This is a genomic window from Polaromonas aquatica (assembly GCF_050626995.1).
Classification (GTDB): domain Bacteria; phylum Pseudomonadota; class Gammaproteobacteria; order Burkholderiales; family Burkholderiaceae_C; genus Polaromonas; species Polaromonas aquatica_A.
Genome location: NZ_CP192467.1, coordinates 4,375,863 through 4,391,191, shown reverse-complemented (window position 1 = coordinate 4,391,191; position 15,329 = coordinate 4,375,863). Strand labels below are relative to the sequence as shown.

The following is a 15,329-nucleotide window of genomic DNA, read 5'->3' as shown; positions in this document are numbered from 1 at the left end:
CGTCAATCCCGCCGGGATTCCAGCTGGTGCAGCTCGGCCAGCGTGTTGGCGTTGAAAAAGCCGCGCGTGTCGTCGCCGGGCTGGTCAAATGGCACAACGACGGTTTTGTGCTGCGCTGTCCAGGCATCGATCTTTCGGCCACCGCCGTGGGTAAACCGTACCAGGCTTTCCAGCATATGCGTGCCCATAAGGCAAAACACCGGCTGGGGCCTGAGCTGGCCATCCTCCTCAGGCGCCGCAGCCACGGCAAAGTCGGCACCGTCCCGCACAAAAGCTTCAGCCAGCCGCGCTACGAGATCTTCCGGAAACAGCGGCGTGTCACACGGCACGGTGAGGAGGTAAGGGGTTTCGCAGCGCTCCAGGCCCGTGAGAAAACCCGCTAGCGGGCCGGCAAATTCGCCCAGCCCGGTGCTGTCGGGCCACACAGGCACACCGAAAGATTCATAGGCCGCCAGGTTGCGATTGGCATTCACCATGACCTCGCCGACCTGGGGTGAAAGGCGCATCAGCGTGTGCAAGGCCAGCGGCACACCGTTGAAATTTTGCAGGCCCTTGTCGACCCCGCCCATGCGCGACCCGCGGCCGCCGGCCAGGATCACGCCGGTAATGGCTTCGGCGTGGATGGGGTGCTTGAAATCACTTGGGGCCGGTGTCATAAAGTACTTTCGCTTTTTCCTCAAAATCCAGCCAATATCGCGGCGACACAGCACATTTTTTCAGAGGAACGTAGTCTTTCTGAAAGTTTGCCGTTCCCTGATCCACCCGATGCAGCATCCACAGGTTCTTGCGCTGTGAAAAAGTAAGTTGCTCAAAATAAGCATCGGACTCCATCGCGTAGACCATCGCAACTCCACGGGCGGGAGACAGTTGCTTGGTCCGTACATTGACGCCTGGTTCACCCAGCGACGTATTCAGCCGGGTCAGGAAAGGCTTTGAGTCCAGCCTGTCGCACAGCAGCGGTTCATCCTCACGCTCACTGATGCGGCTGGCGACAAACGCGATCCGGCTGTCGGTGCGCGACTGGCGAAATTGCGCATCTGCAAAAAAGCGGACAACGAAGGTATCCCACGCCTCGGCGGTCGCTGCTGAACTGGCGAGTGTCACGCTGATGAAAAATATCAGGTGTCTGGCTTTCAATTCATCCGCCTATATAACTCATCTCAACGCGCTTTCCGGTGTTTTCAGCAGTCCCGGTGTCCGCCGGCATCGCAGCGCGCAGTTCTGAATAACGGTCATCGCGCCCTTGCCAGATATGGGCCACTGCTGCCGCGATCTGGTCATCGGCGTAGCCGCCGCGCAGCAGGGTGCGCAAGTCCTGGCCCTGGCTGGCAAAGAGGCATAAAAATAGCTTGCCTTCGGTCGACAGGCGGGCGCGATTGCAGTCGCTGCAAAAGGCCTGGGTCACGCTGCTGATCACGCCGATCTCGCCCGCGCCATCGACGTAACGCCAGCGCTCGGCGGTTTCACCGGTGTAGTTCGGGTCTATGGCCACGAGGGGAAATTCGGCATTCAGACGCTCCACCACCTGGGCGGATGGCAGCACCTCGTCCATGCGCCAGCCGTTGGTGGCGCCCACGTCCATGTACTCAATAAAGCGCAGCACGGCGCCGCTGTGACGGAAATGCCGGGCCATGGGCACGATCTCGGCGTCATTGGTGCCGCGTTTCACCACCATGTTGATCTTCAGGGGCGCCAGGCCCACCTTCTGCGCCACCTCGATGCCCTTGAGCACATCGGCCACCGGAAAGTCCACATCATTCATGCGGCGGAAGGTGGTATCGTCCAGGCCGTCCAGGCTCACGGTCACGCGCTGCAGGCCCGCGTCCTTGAGCGACTGCGCTTTTTTGGCGAGCAGCGAAGCGTTGGTGGTGAGCGTGATGTCCAGCGGCTTGCCCTGCGGCGTCTGCAGCTTGGCCAGCATCTCGATCAGCACCTCCAGGTGCTTGCGCAGCAGCGGCTCGCCACCTGTCAGGCGAATTTTCTCGACCCCATGCGCCACAAAAATCTTCGCCAGGCGAGTGATTTCTTCAAAACTCAGCAGAGAAGTTTGCGGCAGGAAGGCATAGTCCTTGTCAAACACCTCACGCGGCATGCAGTAGCTGCAGCGGAAGTTGCAGCGGTCCGTCACGCTGATGCGCAAATCCCGCAATGGCCGGCCCAGCGTGTCGCTCAAAAGGCCTATGGGCGCCGTCAACCGGGCAGGGATATGCGGCACGCGGCTTGCGTAGCGGATATCTGCCAGTGGAATGATTTTTTCGGTCGTCATCGTGAGGGGCCTAAAGGGTGAATTTACTCCATTGGCTCCACTGGAGCACCAAAAAGAGCCCTTATCCCCAAAGGACGGGCGTTATTGACCTTTGACTTTTCCGAAGGGAAAGAAATTTCTGGCGACGCTTCGTCTAGACGCAGCGGGCGCCATCGACCTCGAGACAGACCCCGCTGATGAAATCCGCCTCATCGCTGGCGAGATACAGCGCCGCATTGGCTACGTCCAACGCAGTCGAAAAGCGCCCCAGCGGGATGCTGGCCCGAAAGCGTGCCTTGCGTTCCTCGTCCACTGGTCCGCCGGCAAATTCGGCGGACAGGCCGGTGTCGGGGTTGAACACCGGGTTGATGCAGTTCACCCGGATGTTGTCGGGGCCCAGTTCGGCCGCCAGTGACTTCGACGTGGTGATAACGGCGCCTTTGGAGCCGTTGTACCAGGTCAGGCCCGGGCGCGGACGCACGCCGGCGGTGGAGGCGATGTTGATGAAGCTACCGCCGCCCAGGCTGCGGAAGACCGGCGTGGCATGAATGGTGGCGAGGTAAATGCTTTTGACGTTGATGGCGTAGCACTTGTCGAATTCGTCTTCGCTCACGTCCAGCGCGGGCTGGTTGCGGTGCGTCCAGCCGGCGTTGTTAACCATCACGTCGAGCCGGCCATAACGTTGTACAGCGGTTTCGACCAATGCTTTCACCTCAGCGGATTTGGTCACATCGGCAGCAAAGAAGGAGGCCGTGCCGCCGGCCCTGGTAATGGCGGCCACCACTTTTTCGCCCAGCGCGACGTTGATGTCGTTGACGACGACTTTGGCTCCCTCGGCCGCGAGCCGCCGCGCGATGCCCTCACCGATACCGCCTCCTGACCCGGTCACGATGATGGACTTGTCTTTGACCCGCATGTGTATTTTCCTTATTGCGTGTTTTTTCGAACGAGCAGAAAGTGCCAGAGTGCCAGCACCAACGCGGCAATCCAGGGCCAGAGGACCAGGCTTGAGCCTGAAAGCAGAAATCCCCATCCAATCGATTCAGGCGCAAGGGTGAGGGACCAGGCGCACAACATCAGGCCTGGAAGCATGGCGAGCCCGATGATGGTAAACACACGCCGTTTCCACCGCGTTGTGGCATTCAACGCCATGACCGCGTAACCTGGTCCGGCACCCAGCAGTGCGCAAAGTATCAGCCCGCCGGTCACCCAAACGGCCGCTTGGGTGCTTTCATCCATGTCGCACCGCGACAGTCTTCAGCGTCGTAAATCCATACAGCGCCTCAAACCCCTTTTCACGCCCATATCCGGATGACTTCACGCCACCAAACGGCAACTCCACACCACCGCCAGCACCGTAGTTGTTAATGAACACCTGACCGCTTTTGACGCGTTTGGCCATACGGAACTGGCGGGCACCATCGCGTGTCCAGATGCCGGCGACCAGGCCGAATTGCGTGGCGTTGGCCAGCTCGACCGCGTGGTCCTCGTTTTTGAAGCTCATGGCGCACAGCACCGGCCCGAACACTTCGTCTTGCGCCAGCCGGTGCGTCACGGGCACGTCGCGCAGCAGGGTGGGCGCCTGGTAGAAGCCTGTCTCTGGCGCTTCGTCCACGATCTGGCCCTGGGCCACCATGGAAATGTTGGCGACTTGCGCATCGCTTAAAAAATCCCACACGCGTTGCTGCTGGCTCTGCCGGATCAGCGGCCCTACGTCCAGATCCATGGCAGCGGGGCCGACGCGCAGGTTTTCAAAGGCTTCGCCCAGGCGCGCCAGCAGTGGCTCGTAAATCGCCTGCTCCACCAGCAGCCGTGAGCCCGCCGAGCAGGTCTGCCCGGCGTTTTGCACGATGGCGTTGATGATGGCCGGGATGGCCATGTCCAGGTCGGCATCGGCAAACACGATTTGCGGGCTCTTGCCGCCCAGCTCCAGCGTGACGGGGCAATGGCGCTCGGCCGCCACCTGCTGGATCAGCGTGCCCACCGTGGGGCTGCCGGTAAAGCTGATGTGGTCTATGCCTTTGTGGCGGGCCAGCGCGTCCCCGACCTCATGGCCATAGCCGGTCACGATGTTGATGGCGCCGGCCGGAAAGCCGGCTTCGGCGGCCAACTGCGCCACGCGGATCAGCGACAGGCAGGCGTCTTCCGCCGGCTTGACCACGCAGACGTTGCCCGCAGCCAGTGCGCCGCCTACGCTGCGGCCGAAGATCTGCATGGGGTAGTTCCAGGGGATGACATGGCCCGTCACGCCATGCGGCTCGCGCCAGGTCATCACGCTGTAGCCGTCCAGGTAGGGGATGGTGTCGCCGTGCAGCTTGTCGCAGGCGCCGGCGTAAAACTCGAAGTAGCGCACCAGGGCCGCCGCGTCGGCGCGCGCCTGTTTGGTGGGTTTGCCGCAGTCGCGCTGCTCGATCATGGCGAGCTCTTCGGCATGCTCCGCCACCTTGGCGGAAAGCCGCATCAACAGGCGACCACGCTCGGCGGCGCTGAATCGGCTCCACACCAACTCCAGGCATTCACGGCCGCTCTTCACGGCGATGTCGATGTCGTGCACGTTGCTGCGTTGGATTTCATCAAACGCCTGGCCGTCGGATGGATCAATCACAGGGATGGTTTTGCCTGAGGAAGAGGTGACGGAGGCGTTGGCGATGTAGTTGAGCTGCATGGGGCTATTGTGCTGAATTTGGCACAGGCCATAGCTGGCCGATCTGTCGGATGCGGACGGACCGCCGCCGGCGGTCCATCCGGAGGTAACGATCTCGAAAAGCGTGCGTTTGTCACACCCCGGCGTTGCATCCCTGCTCAAGTTACAAAACCCTTGCTGCACAGGGAATTGCATTTCTGTAGGATTGAACCTACATATGCACCTCGCCACCTCCTACAAATGGAATGGTGCTCCATGTTGCGCACAGCGGCCTGGCCGTATTGGCGTGATGACAGCGGCAAGCAGCCGGCAACTGCGAGGCCGCATTTTTGACGCACACAAGTGATGACAGATCCCACGAAAAGCCCTGCTGATATACCGCCCGGTGACGACGCGCCTGCTGCAAGCCTGCTTGCCTGGTTTAAAGCCTCTATTGCCCGTGTGCGGGACTGGCTGTCCGTCCAGTCCCTGGGCATGAGGCTCACGGTGCTGGCCGTGGTATTGATGATCCCTGCGAGCGCGCTCTACGCCTGGTCCACGCTCCAGCGGCAGGAAAAGTTGAGCCTGGAAGTCAAGGCGATGGCGGCGGGGCAGGGCAGCGAGGCTGCCTGGGCTTACAACACCACGCTGCCGGTCGTCTTTGGCAGCGGCTCGGTGCTGAGTTTTCTTGAGGCCCATCCGGTCGCACGCATCACCATCATTTACCGCCCTATTCTCTGGACAGTTTCCGAGCGCTTTGTGCTGGTTGAATCGGAGGGTCGGCAGTACGCGTATTACCCCTCGGACATGGAGACCAAGATTCTGGCCGACAAAGCGGTGACGGCGCCTTGGGGAGGCAAACTCACTTTCGTGCCCCAGGCTGCGCTCGATGACGCCAGCAAGGACATGCTGGAACGCCTGGAGCAGCGGTTTGGCGACGCCCGTCCGCAAGCCGAACAGGGCGCATGGAAGGGCGGTGCCAGCGCGCTGGTTTCAGCAACCCTGACACTGGGGCTCATTGCGTTCCTCTGGTATCAGACAGGCGGCCAGCGCAAGGCCCTCAAATTCATTTCCCCTGCACAGATCAGCGGCGATCTTTCGGACCTGGTCGGCATGGACGACATCAAGGCTGAAGTCGCGCAAATCCGCGACCAGTACGAACGACGGCTCGAATACGCGGCCTACGGCGTGAACAAACCTTTCAACGTCATGTTCAGCGGCCCTGCAGGTACCGGCAAAACCAAGCTGGCCAGCTACCTTGCCAAAGAGCTGAACCTGCCGATACTTTTCCATTCCGCCGCCAACCTCGAAACCGGCTATGTGGCCGGCGGATCCAACACCTTGTCGCGCATCCTTGCGCTGGCCAAGCGGCGCAAGCGTTGCATTGTCTTCCTGGATGAGGCGCAGGACCTCTTCATGAAGCGCGGCGGCAACCGCAAATATGACGACGACACGCAGAACATGCTGCTGGCCATCCTTGATGGCGTGCGAACCAAGACTGACGCAGAAATCATCTGGATCGTGGCGTCCAACTTCAACTCGGCCAACCTGCAGATGGACGAGGCCATGCTGCGCCGCTTCCAGATGAAGGTCGATTTCCGCATGCCCAACCAGCAGGAGCGCCTGGCGATCACCGGCCACTACCTGCGCCAGCGCGCCAACAAGGTCCTGCCCGATATGGACCTGCGCCATTTTGTCGAGCTGACGGAAGGTTGCAGTCCGGCAGACCTCGAAACCATGGTCAATCAGGCAGGCATCATCGCGGTGCAGGCGGGGCAGATGATAGGTGCGCACACGCTGATGCAGGCCGCCGAACGCGTGCTGGTCGGCAACGTCAACGACAACACCACCAAGGAGCGTGAACGTGACCGGCGCATCATCGCCGTGCACGAGTGGGGCCATTTCCTGATGGACTTCCAGCATCAGCACAAGCTGGCCGGCGGAAACTGGGACACCCTGCTGGCCAACATGACCACCATCAAGATCTCGTTGAAAGCCAATCCCCGCAACAACGCACTGGGCTTTGTGCTGCACAAGCAGGACAACAACCTGTTGCAGACCAAGGGCGACATGGAGCACGAGGTGCGGGTGCTGCTGGGCGGCATGGCTAATGAAGAGCTTTTCTTCGGCGAGGACGGAACCACCGGCGGCGCCCACAATGACATCACCCGTGTCACGCGGTTGCTCCATCACGCGGTGGCGGAAATGGGCATGTACCGCAAGACCCGGCTGAACTACGCCGCGCTCGTCAAGGATGGCGGCTCGGCGCCGCCGGACGAGGAAACCCGCAGCATCATGGAAGCCCAGAGCGAGCGGCTTTACAGCGAAACCAAAGCCACCCTGGCGCAGTACACCGCCCTCACGGAACACCTCACCGTTTGCCTGATGCGGGCTGGCGAGATGACCTTGAGCGAAGCACTTGGCGAGATCCGCCGCTTTGAAAGCCTGCCGGCCGCGCCGGCCCTCACGCTGCCTGGTATGAGTCCCAGTCGGTTGATGCCAGCCTGACCCATCTGACACTTCAATAAAAAAAGCCCTGCAATGCAGGGCTTTTGCTTGGGTCCGGGGCGGTTTAGCGCGAGGCCGGGGCAGCAGGGGTTGGCGTAGCCGCCGCGTTGGGTGCCTGCATAGGCGCAGGGGCTGGCATGGCGGGTGCCATGGGGGTCGCGGCTGGGGCGCTCACGGCCGCTGGTTCTGCCATGGGGGCGCTGGGCGCGGCCTGCGCAGGCCCGCCATGGAACTTCATCATCAGCGGCACGATGAGCAGCGCCACGATGTTGATGATCTTGATCAGCGGGTTGACGGCCGGGCCGGCGGTGTCCTTGTAGGGGTCGCCCACGGTGTCGCCGGTCACAGCTGCTTTATGTGCCTCCGAGCCTTTGCCGCCGTGGTGACCGTCTTCGATGTACTTCTTGGCGTTGTCCCAGGCGCCGCCGCCTGTGCACATCGAGATCGCCACAAAGAGGCCGGTCACGATCGTGCCCATCAGCAGTCCGCCCAGGGCCTGTGGGCCAAGCGCCAGGCCAACCACAATTGGCACCACCACAGGCAGCAGCGAGGGGATCATCATTTCCTTGATGGCGGCTGTGGTCAGCATGTCCACAGCGGTGTCGTACTCCGGCTTGCCGCTACCGTCCATGATGCCCTTGATGTCGCGGAACTGGCGGCGCACTTCCACCACCACAGCGCCGGCGGCGCGGCCCACGGCTTCCATGGCCATGGCGCCGAACAGGTAGGGAATCAGCCCGCCGATGAAGAGGCCGACGATGACCATGGGGTTGGACAGGTCAAAGCTGATGGCACGGCCATAGCTTTCGAGCTTGTGCGTGTAGTCTGCAAACAGCACCAGCGCGGCCAGGCCGGCAGAGCCAATGGCATAGCCTTTGGTCACAGCCTTGGTGGTGTTGCCGACGGCGTCCAGCGGGTCGGTGATGTCGCGCACGCTGCTGGGCAGCTCGGCCATTTCGGCAATGCCGCCGGCGTTGTCGGTGATGGGACCGTAGGCATCCAGTGCGACCACAATGCCGGCCATGCTCAGCATGGAGGTGGCGGCAATCGCGATGCCGAAAAGGCCGGCAAGCTTGTACGACACCAGAATGGCGATGCAGACAAAAATCACGGGCCAGGCGGTAGAGCGCATGGACACGCCCAGGCCGGCAATGATGTTGGTGCCATGACCGGTGGTCGAGGCCTGTGCGATGTGCTGCACGGGCTTGTATTGCGTGCCGGTGTAGTACTCGGTAACCCAGCAGAGTGCGCCGGTCAGGACCAGGCCGACGGCGCAGGCGCTAAAGAGGCGCATCTGGCTGCCGGTAGCGGTGATGGCGTTGTCGGGGATCAGCCACATGGTGACGAAGTAAAAAGCGACCAACGACAGCACGCCGGCAATCGCCAGGCCTTTGTACAACGCCGGCATCACGTTTTTCATGCCGGGCGAAGCCTTCACGAAAAAGCAGCCGATGATGGACGCGATGATGGACACCGCGCCCAGCGCCAGCGGGTACAGCACGGCGTTAACCGGGGCAGCCGCGACCAGCAGGGCGCCCAGCACCATGGTGGCAATCAGCGTGACCGCATAGGTTTCAAACAGGTCGGCGGCCATGCCGGCGCAGTCGCCCACGTTGTCACCCACGTTGTCGGCGATCACGGCTGGGTTGCGCGGGTCGTCCTCGGGGATGCCGGCTTCGACCTTGCCCACCAGGTCGGCGCCGACGTCAGCGCCCTTGGTGAAGATACCGCCGCCCAGGCGCGCAAAGATGGAGATCAACGACGAACCGAAGGCAAAGCCGATCAGCGGGTTGAGCAGGTTGGCCAGTTTGACGTCAGGCGTGTAGTTGCCGTTGCCCACCAGGAACCAGTAAAAGGCCGTCACGCCCAACAGGCCCAGGCCCACGACCAGCATGCCGGTGATGGCGCCACCGCGGAAAGCGACGTCCAGTGCGGGGCCGATGCCCTTGGTGGCGGCTTGCGCCGTGCGCACATTGGCGCGCACCGAGACATTCATGCCGATAAAGCCGCAGGCGCCTGAGAGCACCGCACCGACCACGAAGCCGACGGCGGTCTTGCCGTCCAGGAAGACCCCGATGAGCACCGCGAGGATGACGCCGACGATGGCGATGGTCTTGTATTGGCGGGCCAGATACGCGGCGGCACCGGTCTGGATGGCGGCCGCAATTTCCTGCATGCGCGCATTGCCTGCGTCCTGGGAAAGAATCCAGCTGCGTGCCCAGATGCCGTAACCCACGGCGATCAGCCCGCAGACAAGCGCAAGAATAAGCGCTGAGTTGCCTGTCATAGAAATCTCCTACGTTGTTTTTCGCTTGGAGGGGGTTTCAACGCTAGCAAATGGTGTCTTAACCCCCGCTGCGTTGCTTCCTCGTTGCTTGGTCTACGTAGAGACAAGACGATTGGCCAACTCGCGCAATTTACAGTGAAAACATGACAACTTTAAGAACCGTAAGGTGTGAATCAGTAAAATGAGGGTAAATACCGAGCAGTTGGCCTATGCCACGGCTGCGCAGGTAGCCCATGTGTTTTAAGAATCCTCTTTTCTCCCTTCCGTCCTTTCCTTTCTTCTTCCTTCCATAAAGAACTCAAGCGACCATGTCCCTCGATAAAGTTTCCCCCGGCAAAAACGTTCCCGAATCCTTCAATGTCATCATCGAAATCCCGATGAACGCCGACCCGGTGAAATACGAGGTGGACAAAGAGTCCGGTGCGATTTTTGTGGACCGCTTCATGAGCACGTCCATGCACTACCCGACCAACTACGGCTATGTGCCCAAGACCATCAGTGGCGATGGCGACCCGGTGGACGTGCTGGTGATCACCCCTGTGCCGCTGATTCCCGGTGTGGTGGTGACCTGCCGCGCCATCGGCATCCTGAAGATGACCGACGAGGCTGGTGAAGACGGCAAGGTGCTGGCGGTTCCCGTCGACAAGAAATGCTCGCTCTACACCCAGTGGCAAAAACCTGAAGACATGAACCCGCTGCGCCTGAAAACCATTGCGCACTTCTTTGAGCACTACAAAGACCTGGAAGAAGGAAAATGGGTCAAGGTGCTGGGCTGGGAAGGCCCGGACGCTGCCAAAAAGGAAATCACGGACGGCATTGCCAACTACGCCAAGAGCGTAAAAGCCTGAACCGGGCTGAAATTTAAGCGATTTTGGCTCTGTCCCAAACAGAGCATGCGCGGGCTGCTATTAATTGCATAGCAGGCCGTGTGGCTGCAAAATATGCAAAAGCGCCTGTGGAGCCATCCTTCAGGCGCTTTTTATTTAGGCGGTTATCGTCCCCGCCAGCGCCCAATGCTAAATAACCGCCATATTGGCGCAACTCTCTGCACATTTGCGGCACGCCGCGACGCATTCATCCATGTCGCCGACGGCTTCACAACTGGTGGCGCAGGCTTCACAAATTTCAGCGCAGAGCGCACACAGCTTGGGCACAAACTCAGAGCCGCTGAGCTGCAGGTTGGCCGATGTCTGGCAGATTTCCGCACAGTTGAGCAGTAGCGTGAAGTGATCGGGTTCGGTGTGCTTGCCGCCTGCCATCAGGCAGTGCGTCATGGCGGTTTTCAGGCAGGCATGATGGCATTCGGTGCAGGCCTCGATGCAAGGCTGCATGCTGGCGATGGTGTGGTCCATGAAGGTTCTCCGCTGCGAGGTTGGAAATCCCCAGCTTGACCATGTGGCGCCGCAGCAGATGGAAGACGCTGGCCGCAACAGTTGTAGGTTCAGGCCGACGCGGTGCGGATCGGCCGCGCAGCCTTAAGCGCCGTGTTAAGTGCCGCGCGCGGGATCCGGGTAAACCAGTCCGTGCAAACGGCCCTTGTCTTCGCGCGGAAACGGCTTCCACTGGCCTTCGGCCTGGGACAGCCGGTCAGCCACGGCCCACCAGGCTCCGGGATTCACGCCCAGGCCGATGTGGCTGGCCAGCACTTCAATATTTTCCGTTTGCGGGTTGGCGGCGGCGGGCGCCTGGACGCTGGCTTGCCAGGCCACCACGCCGTCACTGCGCGAGTAAATGCTGGTGGTCGGCACAGGCGGGGCAGCGGGCAGGTCGTAGTTTTCAGATTCACGCTCCACGTTGCGGCCGCTGGTGAGCTCGTAAATCCGCCAGGCATTGGTTGCCTTGTGCGAACCGGCAAAAGGCGAGCCCAGCGTGATCACGCAGCGCACCATCTGCGGCAGTTCCTTGGCCAGTTCACGTGCATACACGCCGCCCAGGCTCCAGCCGATCAGGCTGACCTTGCGGCCTGTGGTTTCAAAGGTGCGGATGAGGTTGTCTTTCGCTTCCTCAAGCACACCGGCACGCGGCCCGAAATTAAAGCCCTGGTCCCAACCCCAGGGGCTGTAGCCGATCGACTGCAGGTAGTGCCGCAGGGGCACGGTTGTGGCGTCGTTGGCTGAGAGGCCCGGAAACACCATCACCGCATGGCCGTCGCCCCGGGGTGCGCGGGCCAGCAGTGGCCAGGCCGGAAGCAGGGCGCCAAATTCCCAGAATGCGCGCAACTCCAGGGCCAGTAGCCAGGCGCTGGGGGGCACGTCGTGCAGGGACTGCCTGGTGGCGGTTTGTGGGGAACTGGGAGGATTTCGCTTGGATGACGGGCTTGCCATGGCTTGGAGCATTGGTTGTCTTTTTGAGTTCCGACTCAAAGAGTATGGAGGCGCTTACGGTTTTCTACAGAGAGAGGCGCCTCTAACTTGACCGCTTCACGGCTGTTTTCGTCGCGTTCGTGACAGCAGATTTGCGGGTTCGTAAGGGGATGACCTTGGCGGCCGTTTTTTTGGCAACCTTCCTGGAGGTCTTCGTGGCAGCGGCCCTGTTAGGGGCAACGGGTGGTGCGGCAGGCGCTGTACTCACCATCAAGGCCTGGGCCTGCGTGAAGGCATCCTCAATGGCCTTGCCCAGGTCCTTCGCATGCGTCAGGGCCTTCTTGTCGGCGACGATGCCGAAGTCCACGTGGCCGGCATAGGTCTGGATGGTGATATTGAGCGCCAGGCCGTGCATCACGATGGACAACGGATGGAAGGTCAGGAACTTCGCGCCAGCCAGGTACAGCGGCACGGGTGGTCCCGGCACATTGGAAATGGCAAGGTTGGCCACCATGGGCAGGCGGCTGGCCATGCCGCTCTTGCCGTAGGCGTTCAGCGCCATTTTGGCCGCGCCGCCCACCAGCCAGGGCGCCAGCAGTGAAGGGTAGTCGGTCGGCAGCAAACTCTTGAGGCTTTGCATCGAGGTCTTGACCTTGGCGGTCGACGCCATGATGGCGTTCATGCGCTTGAGCGGGTGTGCCAGCTGCGTGCCCAGCTCCACCAGGCTCATGCTCACCTGGTTGCCCAGATTGCTGGCGTCAGTGGCGCCCGCTTCGCGCAGTGACACCGGCATGGCGGCCACCAGCGATTTCTTGGGCAGGCTGTGGTGCTGCGTGAGGTAACTGCGCAGCGCCGTCGAGCAGATCCACAGCACCACATCGTTGAACGAGCCGCCCACCGCTTTGCCCATGGCCTTGCATTCGGCCAGCGGCAGGGTAGCCGTCACAAATACGCGATCCGTGGTGATACCGGTATTAAAAGGTGTTTGCGGCGCCAGCTTCATCGGCATTTTGGGCCTGATGCCCGTGGCCGAGCTGCCGGTGGATTGTTTTGCCAGGGTGCTGCCAAAGGTGCTGGCCGCAGAAGGCAGCGCTTTGGCCAGCTTGGCCAACTGGCCCAGCGAACTGGAAAACACCGAACCAATCATCTTGCCAAGCTTCAGGTCGGCCTCGGTTTTGCGGCGACGCGTTGGGTCGGGCGGAGGCACCTCGCGCGGTACGGGGCTGAAGTCCAGCAGGGCATTGGCCAGCATCACGCCGCCTTTGCCGTCCAGTGCAGCATGGTGGATTTTGGAGAAGAAGCCCGCCACAACCTTGCCGCCTTGCGATGCGGGCAACTGGATGCGGTCAAAAATATAAAACTCCCAAAGCGGGAAATTGCGGTCGATCACCTCTCCATGGAGCTGTGCGCACAGCTTGTGCACCTCGGCCAGGGTCATCGGCGCAGCCCCTTTTTTTGCAGGGTCGGCGCGTCGGATATGAAAACTGATGTCAACCGAGTCGGCCTCAACCCACAGTGGATGGCCCAGGTCCAGCGGCATGAACACCAGCTTGCGGCTGAACACCGGCGCCAGGTGCATACGTTTGGCAATATGCGCTTTTACCGCCTTGTGAAAGCTGCCCTTGAAGCCCGCAGGAAGTTCACACAGATTAAGCGAGCCCACGTGCATGGGCATCTCGGGGGTCTCAAGGTAAAGAAAGGTCGCGTCCAGGCCGGTAAGGGATTTCATTGTTGTTGTCTCCGTGAGGAAGACATTAACCGAGCGGGACGGGTTGTGGCACTAGGGTTTGCCGTAGCGGTGCCTGTCCCGTAAAGCGCAGCCGGGAGTGCATCAACGCGGCAGGCCTGAACGTGCGCGTGTCCTCGCGCTCAGCATTCGCCGAGCATTCCCTGTTCGTCGTCATTGAGTCCGGCCACCGGCGTCGCCTTGGCCAGCGCCATCCAGACGCCCAGCGGCAGTTGCTGGCGCATGCGCCGCGGTGCGGCCCTTGCAACGGCCAGGCGTGTGTTGTCCATCACCATCACACCGCATTCCAGCGGGACCTCGCTGGCATCGCCAATCGGCCGGCCCTTGGCATCACACCCCAGCACGTACCAGCACTCGCCGCCCAGGTCGAGGTAAGCGGCGCGCTTTTCGGGACGGCGCAGGTCACCCAGCAGGTCGGAGCGGTGCACCTTGATCTCGTGGACGATGGGGTCCACGTATTCCTGCACGGTGGTGTTGCGGATGGAAAACACATCGGGCCGTGCGATGCACCAGCGCACTTTGCCGCCTTCAGTTTCGGGCGGCAGCTGCGCCCGCAGGCCCAGGCCGCGCCAGGTGATGCGCCCGGCGCGCACCATCTCGCCAGCAACATGTTCGACCAGCGCCTCATGTTTTGACAAGGCCGAGCGGTTGCGTAGCAGCGTGGCGGCCAGGTAAGCGATGCCGGCATCGGTGACGCGCAGGGTTTCGTGGCCAGCCGGGCCGGCAATGCGCTGAAGCATGCCGGTGGCGAGCAGTTCGATCTCCAGCAGGTCCTGGCAAGGCCAGCCGGCGGAGCGGTAGATCTCGCGCAGGCGCCTGGCGTGGGTACGGCCTAGGGGTGGAGGCTGATCGCCGCTTTGCGGCTGCGCATCAGGAATGGCGGATTCGGCGGCTGCAATGGCCGCGGGTAAGGTGACGAAGTCGTTCATGGGGAAGCCGGTGTGCGGGAACGGAGAGGGTGGCTTGCATGCCCTGAAAAAGCCGTGCGAAACCAGGCTCGGAGGAACAAGCTTAAATCAAGCCTGGTCTTAAGGGAAATGCGGCCTTATCCCAATACCATCGGGCGCAAACAGCTATCAATATGATAGCGATCGCAGGGGCGCGACCGAATGCGCCGCAGGCTTCGTTGCAGTGGGTCAGAGCGGAAGAATTTCGAAACGCGCGTTGTCCAGGTTGTCGCCCAGTGGCCGCATCGCCGCCAGGATCGCGTCGGTTTCAGCGTGTTGCCACAGCGCAATGATCTGCTGCTCCGCTTCGGACGCGCCTTCCAGCGGCAGGCTTTCGTGGAGCGTTTGAGTAAGCATGTAGGCCTGAAGCGACGGCAGTACGAATTCCGGGCCGCCCAGCGCAAATTCAAGCGCCATGCGAAAGCGCAGTTCGGCGGCGGAGCGTTCGTCGGCGCTCAGGGTGGGGCATTCGACCAGGTTGACGGTGTACGCGGCCTGATGGGGCTGGGGTTGAGTGCTCATGGAATTCCTTTGGGGGGAGTTATAGCAAAAAAAATGGATGGACGCGTAGAGATGCGTGCAGTCACGAACAGCGAAGGAAAAAACGTATCCACAGCACAACGGTTTAGGGGGATATGCGTGAAGCCCAATAAGTACGGTCGCAAGCAG

Annotated in this window: 14 protein-coding genes; 2 read left to right on the top strand and 12 right to left on the bottom strand. The window is 61.5% G+C overall.

Annotated elements, in window-relative coordinates:
• Positions 1 to 2: 2 nt before the first annotated feature.
• From mobA to ACQ4MS_RS20925, 6 genes are all read right to left on the bottom strand, one after another.
• Positions 3 to 656 (bottom strand): molybdenum cofactor guanylyltransferase MobA, encoded by a 654-nt coding sequence (mobA, locus tag ACQ4MS_RS20950; RefSeq protein WP_431096675.1) that lies wholly within the window; start codon positions 654 to 656, stop codon positions 3 to 5.
• On the bottom strand, positions 637 to 1,137 hold the full coding sequence (locus ACQ4MS_RS20945) for a hypothetical protein (RefSeq protein ID WP_431096673.1): 501 nt from the start codon (positions 1,135 to 1,137) through the stop codon (positions 637 to 639). The genes mobA and ACQ4MS_RS20945 overlap by 20 nt, the downstream gene beginning before the upstream one ends.
• A gap of 1 nt (position 1,138) precedes the next feature.
• Positions 1,139 to 2,266 carry a GTP 3',8-cyclase MoaA gene (moaA, locus tag ACQ4MS_RS20940; RefSeq protein WP_431096671.1) on the bottom strand — a complete coding sequence of 376 codons (1,128 nt, stop codon included), beginning with the start codon at positions 2,264 to 2,266 and terminating at the stop codon, positions 1,139 to 1,141.
• A gap of 133 nt (positions 2,267 to 2,399) precedes the next feature.
• On the bottom strand, positions 2,400 to 3,161 hold the full coding sequence (locus ACQ4MS_RS20935) for an SDR family oxidoreductase (RefSeq protein WP_431096670.1): 762 nt from the start codon (positions 3,159 to 3,161) through the stop codon (positions 2,400 to 2,402).
• Positions 3,162 to 3,172: 11 nt separating this feature from the next.
• A complete protein-coding gene (locus ACQ4MS_RS20930; protein WP_431096668.1) occupies positions 3,173 to 3,484 on the bottom strand; it encodes a hypothetical protein in 312 nt (103 codons plus the stop codon).
• Positions 3,477 to 4,910 carry an aldehyde dehydrogenase family protein gene (locus ACQ4MS_RS20925; protein ID WP_431096667.1) on the bottom strand — a complete coding sequence of 478 codons (1,434 nt, stop codon included), beginning with the start codon at positions 4,908 to 4,910 and terminating at the stop codon, positions 3,477 to 3,479. Before ACQ4MS_RS20925 ends, ACQ4MS_RS20930 begins: the two co-directional genes overlap by 8 nt.
• Before the next feature lie 324 nt (positions 4,911 to 5,234).
• On the opposite strand from ACQ4MS_RS20925, the gene ACQ4MS_RS20920 reads away from it, so the two are divergent.
• The gene (locus ACQ4MS_RS20920) at positions 5,235 to 7,376 is read left to right on the top strand and encodes an AAA family ATPase (protein WP_431096665.1); all 2,142 of its coding nucleotides are present in this window, start codon (positions 5,235 to 5,237) and stop codon (positions 7,374 to 7,376) included.
• Between the two features lie 64 nt (positions 7,377 to 7,440).
• Here ACQ4MS_RS20920 and ACQ4MS_RS20915 read toward each other — a convergent pair whose 3' ends face one another.
• Entirely contained in the window at positions 7,441 to 9,663 is a 2,223-nt protein-coding gene (locus tag ACQ4MS_RS20915) for a sodium-translocating pyrophosphatase (protein ID WP_431096664.1), read from the bottom strand.
• Between the two features lie 308 nt (positions 9,664 to 9,971).
• On the opposite strand from ACQ4MS_RS20915, the gene ppa reads away from it, so the two are divergent.
• Complete coding sequence (gene ppa / locus ACQ4MS_RS20910; RefSeq protein WP_431096662.1) at positions 9,972 to 10,511, top strand: inorganic diphosphatase; 540 nt, start codon at positions 9,972 to 9,974, stop codon at positions 10,509 to 10,511.
• 168 nt (positions 10,512 to 10,679) lie between these two features.
• Here the strand turns inward: ppa and ACQ4MS_RS20905 are convergent, their stop codons facing one another.
• The 5 genes from ACQ4MS_RS20905 to ACQ4MS_RS20885 form a co-directional block, all read right to left on the bottom strand.
• Positions 10,680 to 11,015 carry a four-helix bundle copper-binding protein gene (locus ACQ4MS_RS20905; RefSeq protein WP_431096660.1) on the bottom strand — a complete coding sequence of 112 codons (336 nt, stop codon included), beginning with the start codon at positions 11,013 to 11,015 and terminating at the stop codon, positions 10,680 to 10,682.
• Positions 11,016 to 11,150: 135 nt separating this feature from the next.
• Entirely contained in the window at positions 11,151 to 11,987 is an 837-nt protein-coding gene (locus tag ACQ4MS_RS20900) for an alpha/beta hydrolase (RefSeq protein WP_431099639.1), read from the bottom strand.
• 82 nt (positions 11,988 to 12,069) lie between these two features.
• The gene (locus ACQ4MS_RS20895) at positions 12,070 to 13,695 is read right to left on the bottom strand and encodes a wax ester/triacylglycerol synthase family O-acyltransferase (protein ID WP_431096659.1); all 1,626 of its coding nucleotides are present in this window, start codon (positions 13,693 to 13,695) and stop codon (positions 12,070 to 12,072) included.
• Positions 13,696 to 13,835: 140 nt separating this feature from the next.
• The gene (locus ACQ4MS_RS20890) at positions 13,836 to 14,642 is read right to left on the bottom strand and encodes a hypothetical protein (protein ID WP_431096658.1); all 807 of its coding nucleotides are present in this window, start codon (positions 14,640 to 14,642) and stop codon (positions 13,836 to 13,838) included.
• A gap of 207 nt (positions 14,643 to 14,849) precedes the next feature.
• Positions 14,850 to 15,182 (bottom strand): hypothetical protein, encoded by a 333-nt coding sequence (locus ACQ4MS_RS20885; protein ID WP_431096656.1) that lies wholly within the window; start codon positions 15,180 to 15,182, stop codon positions 14,850 to 14,852.
• Between the last annotated feature and the right edge of the window lie 147 nt (positions 15,183 to 15,329).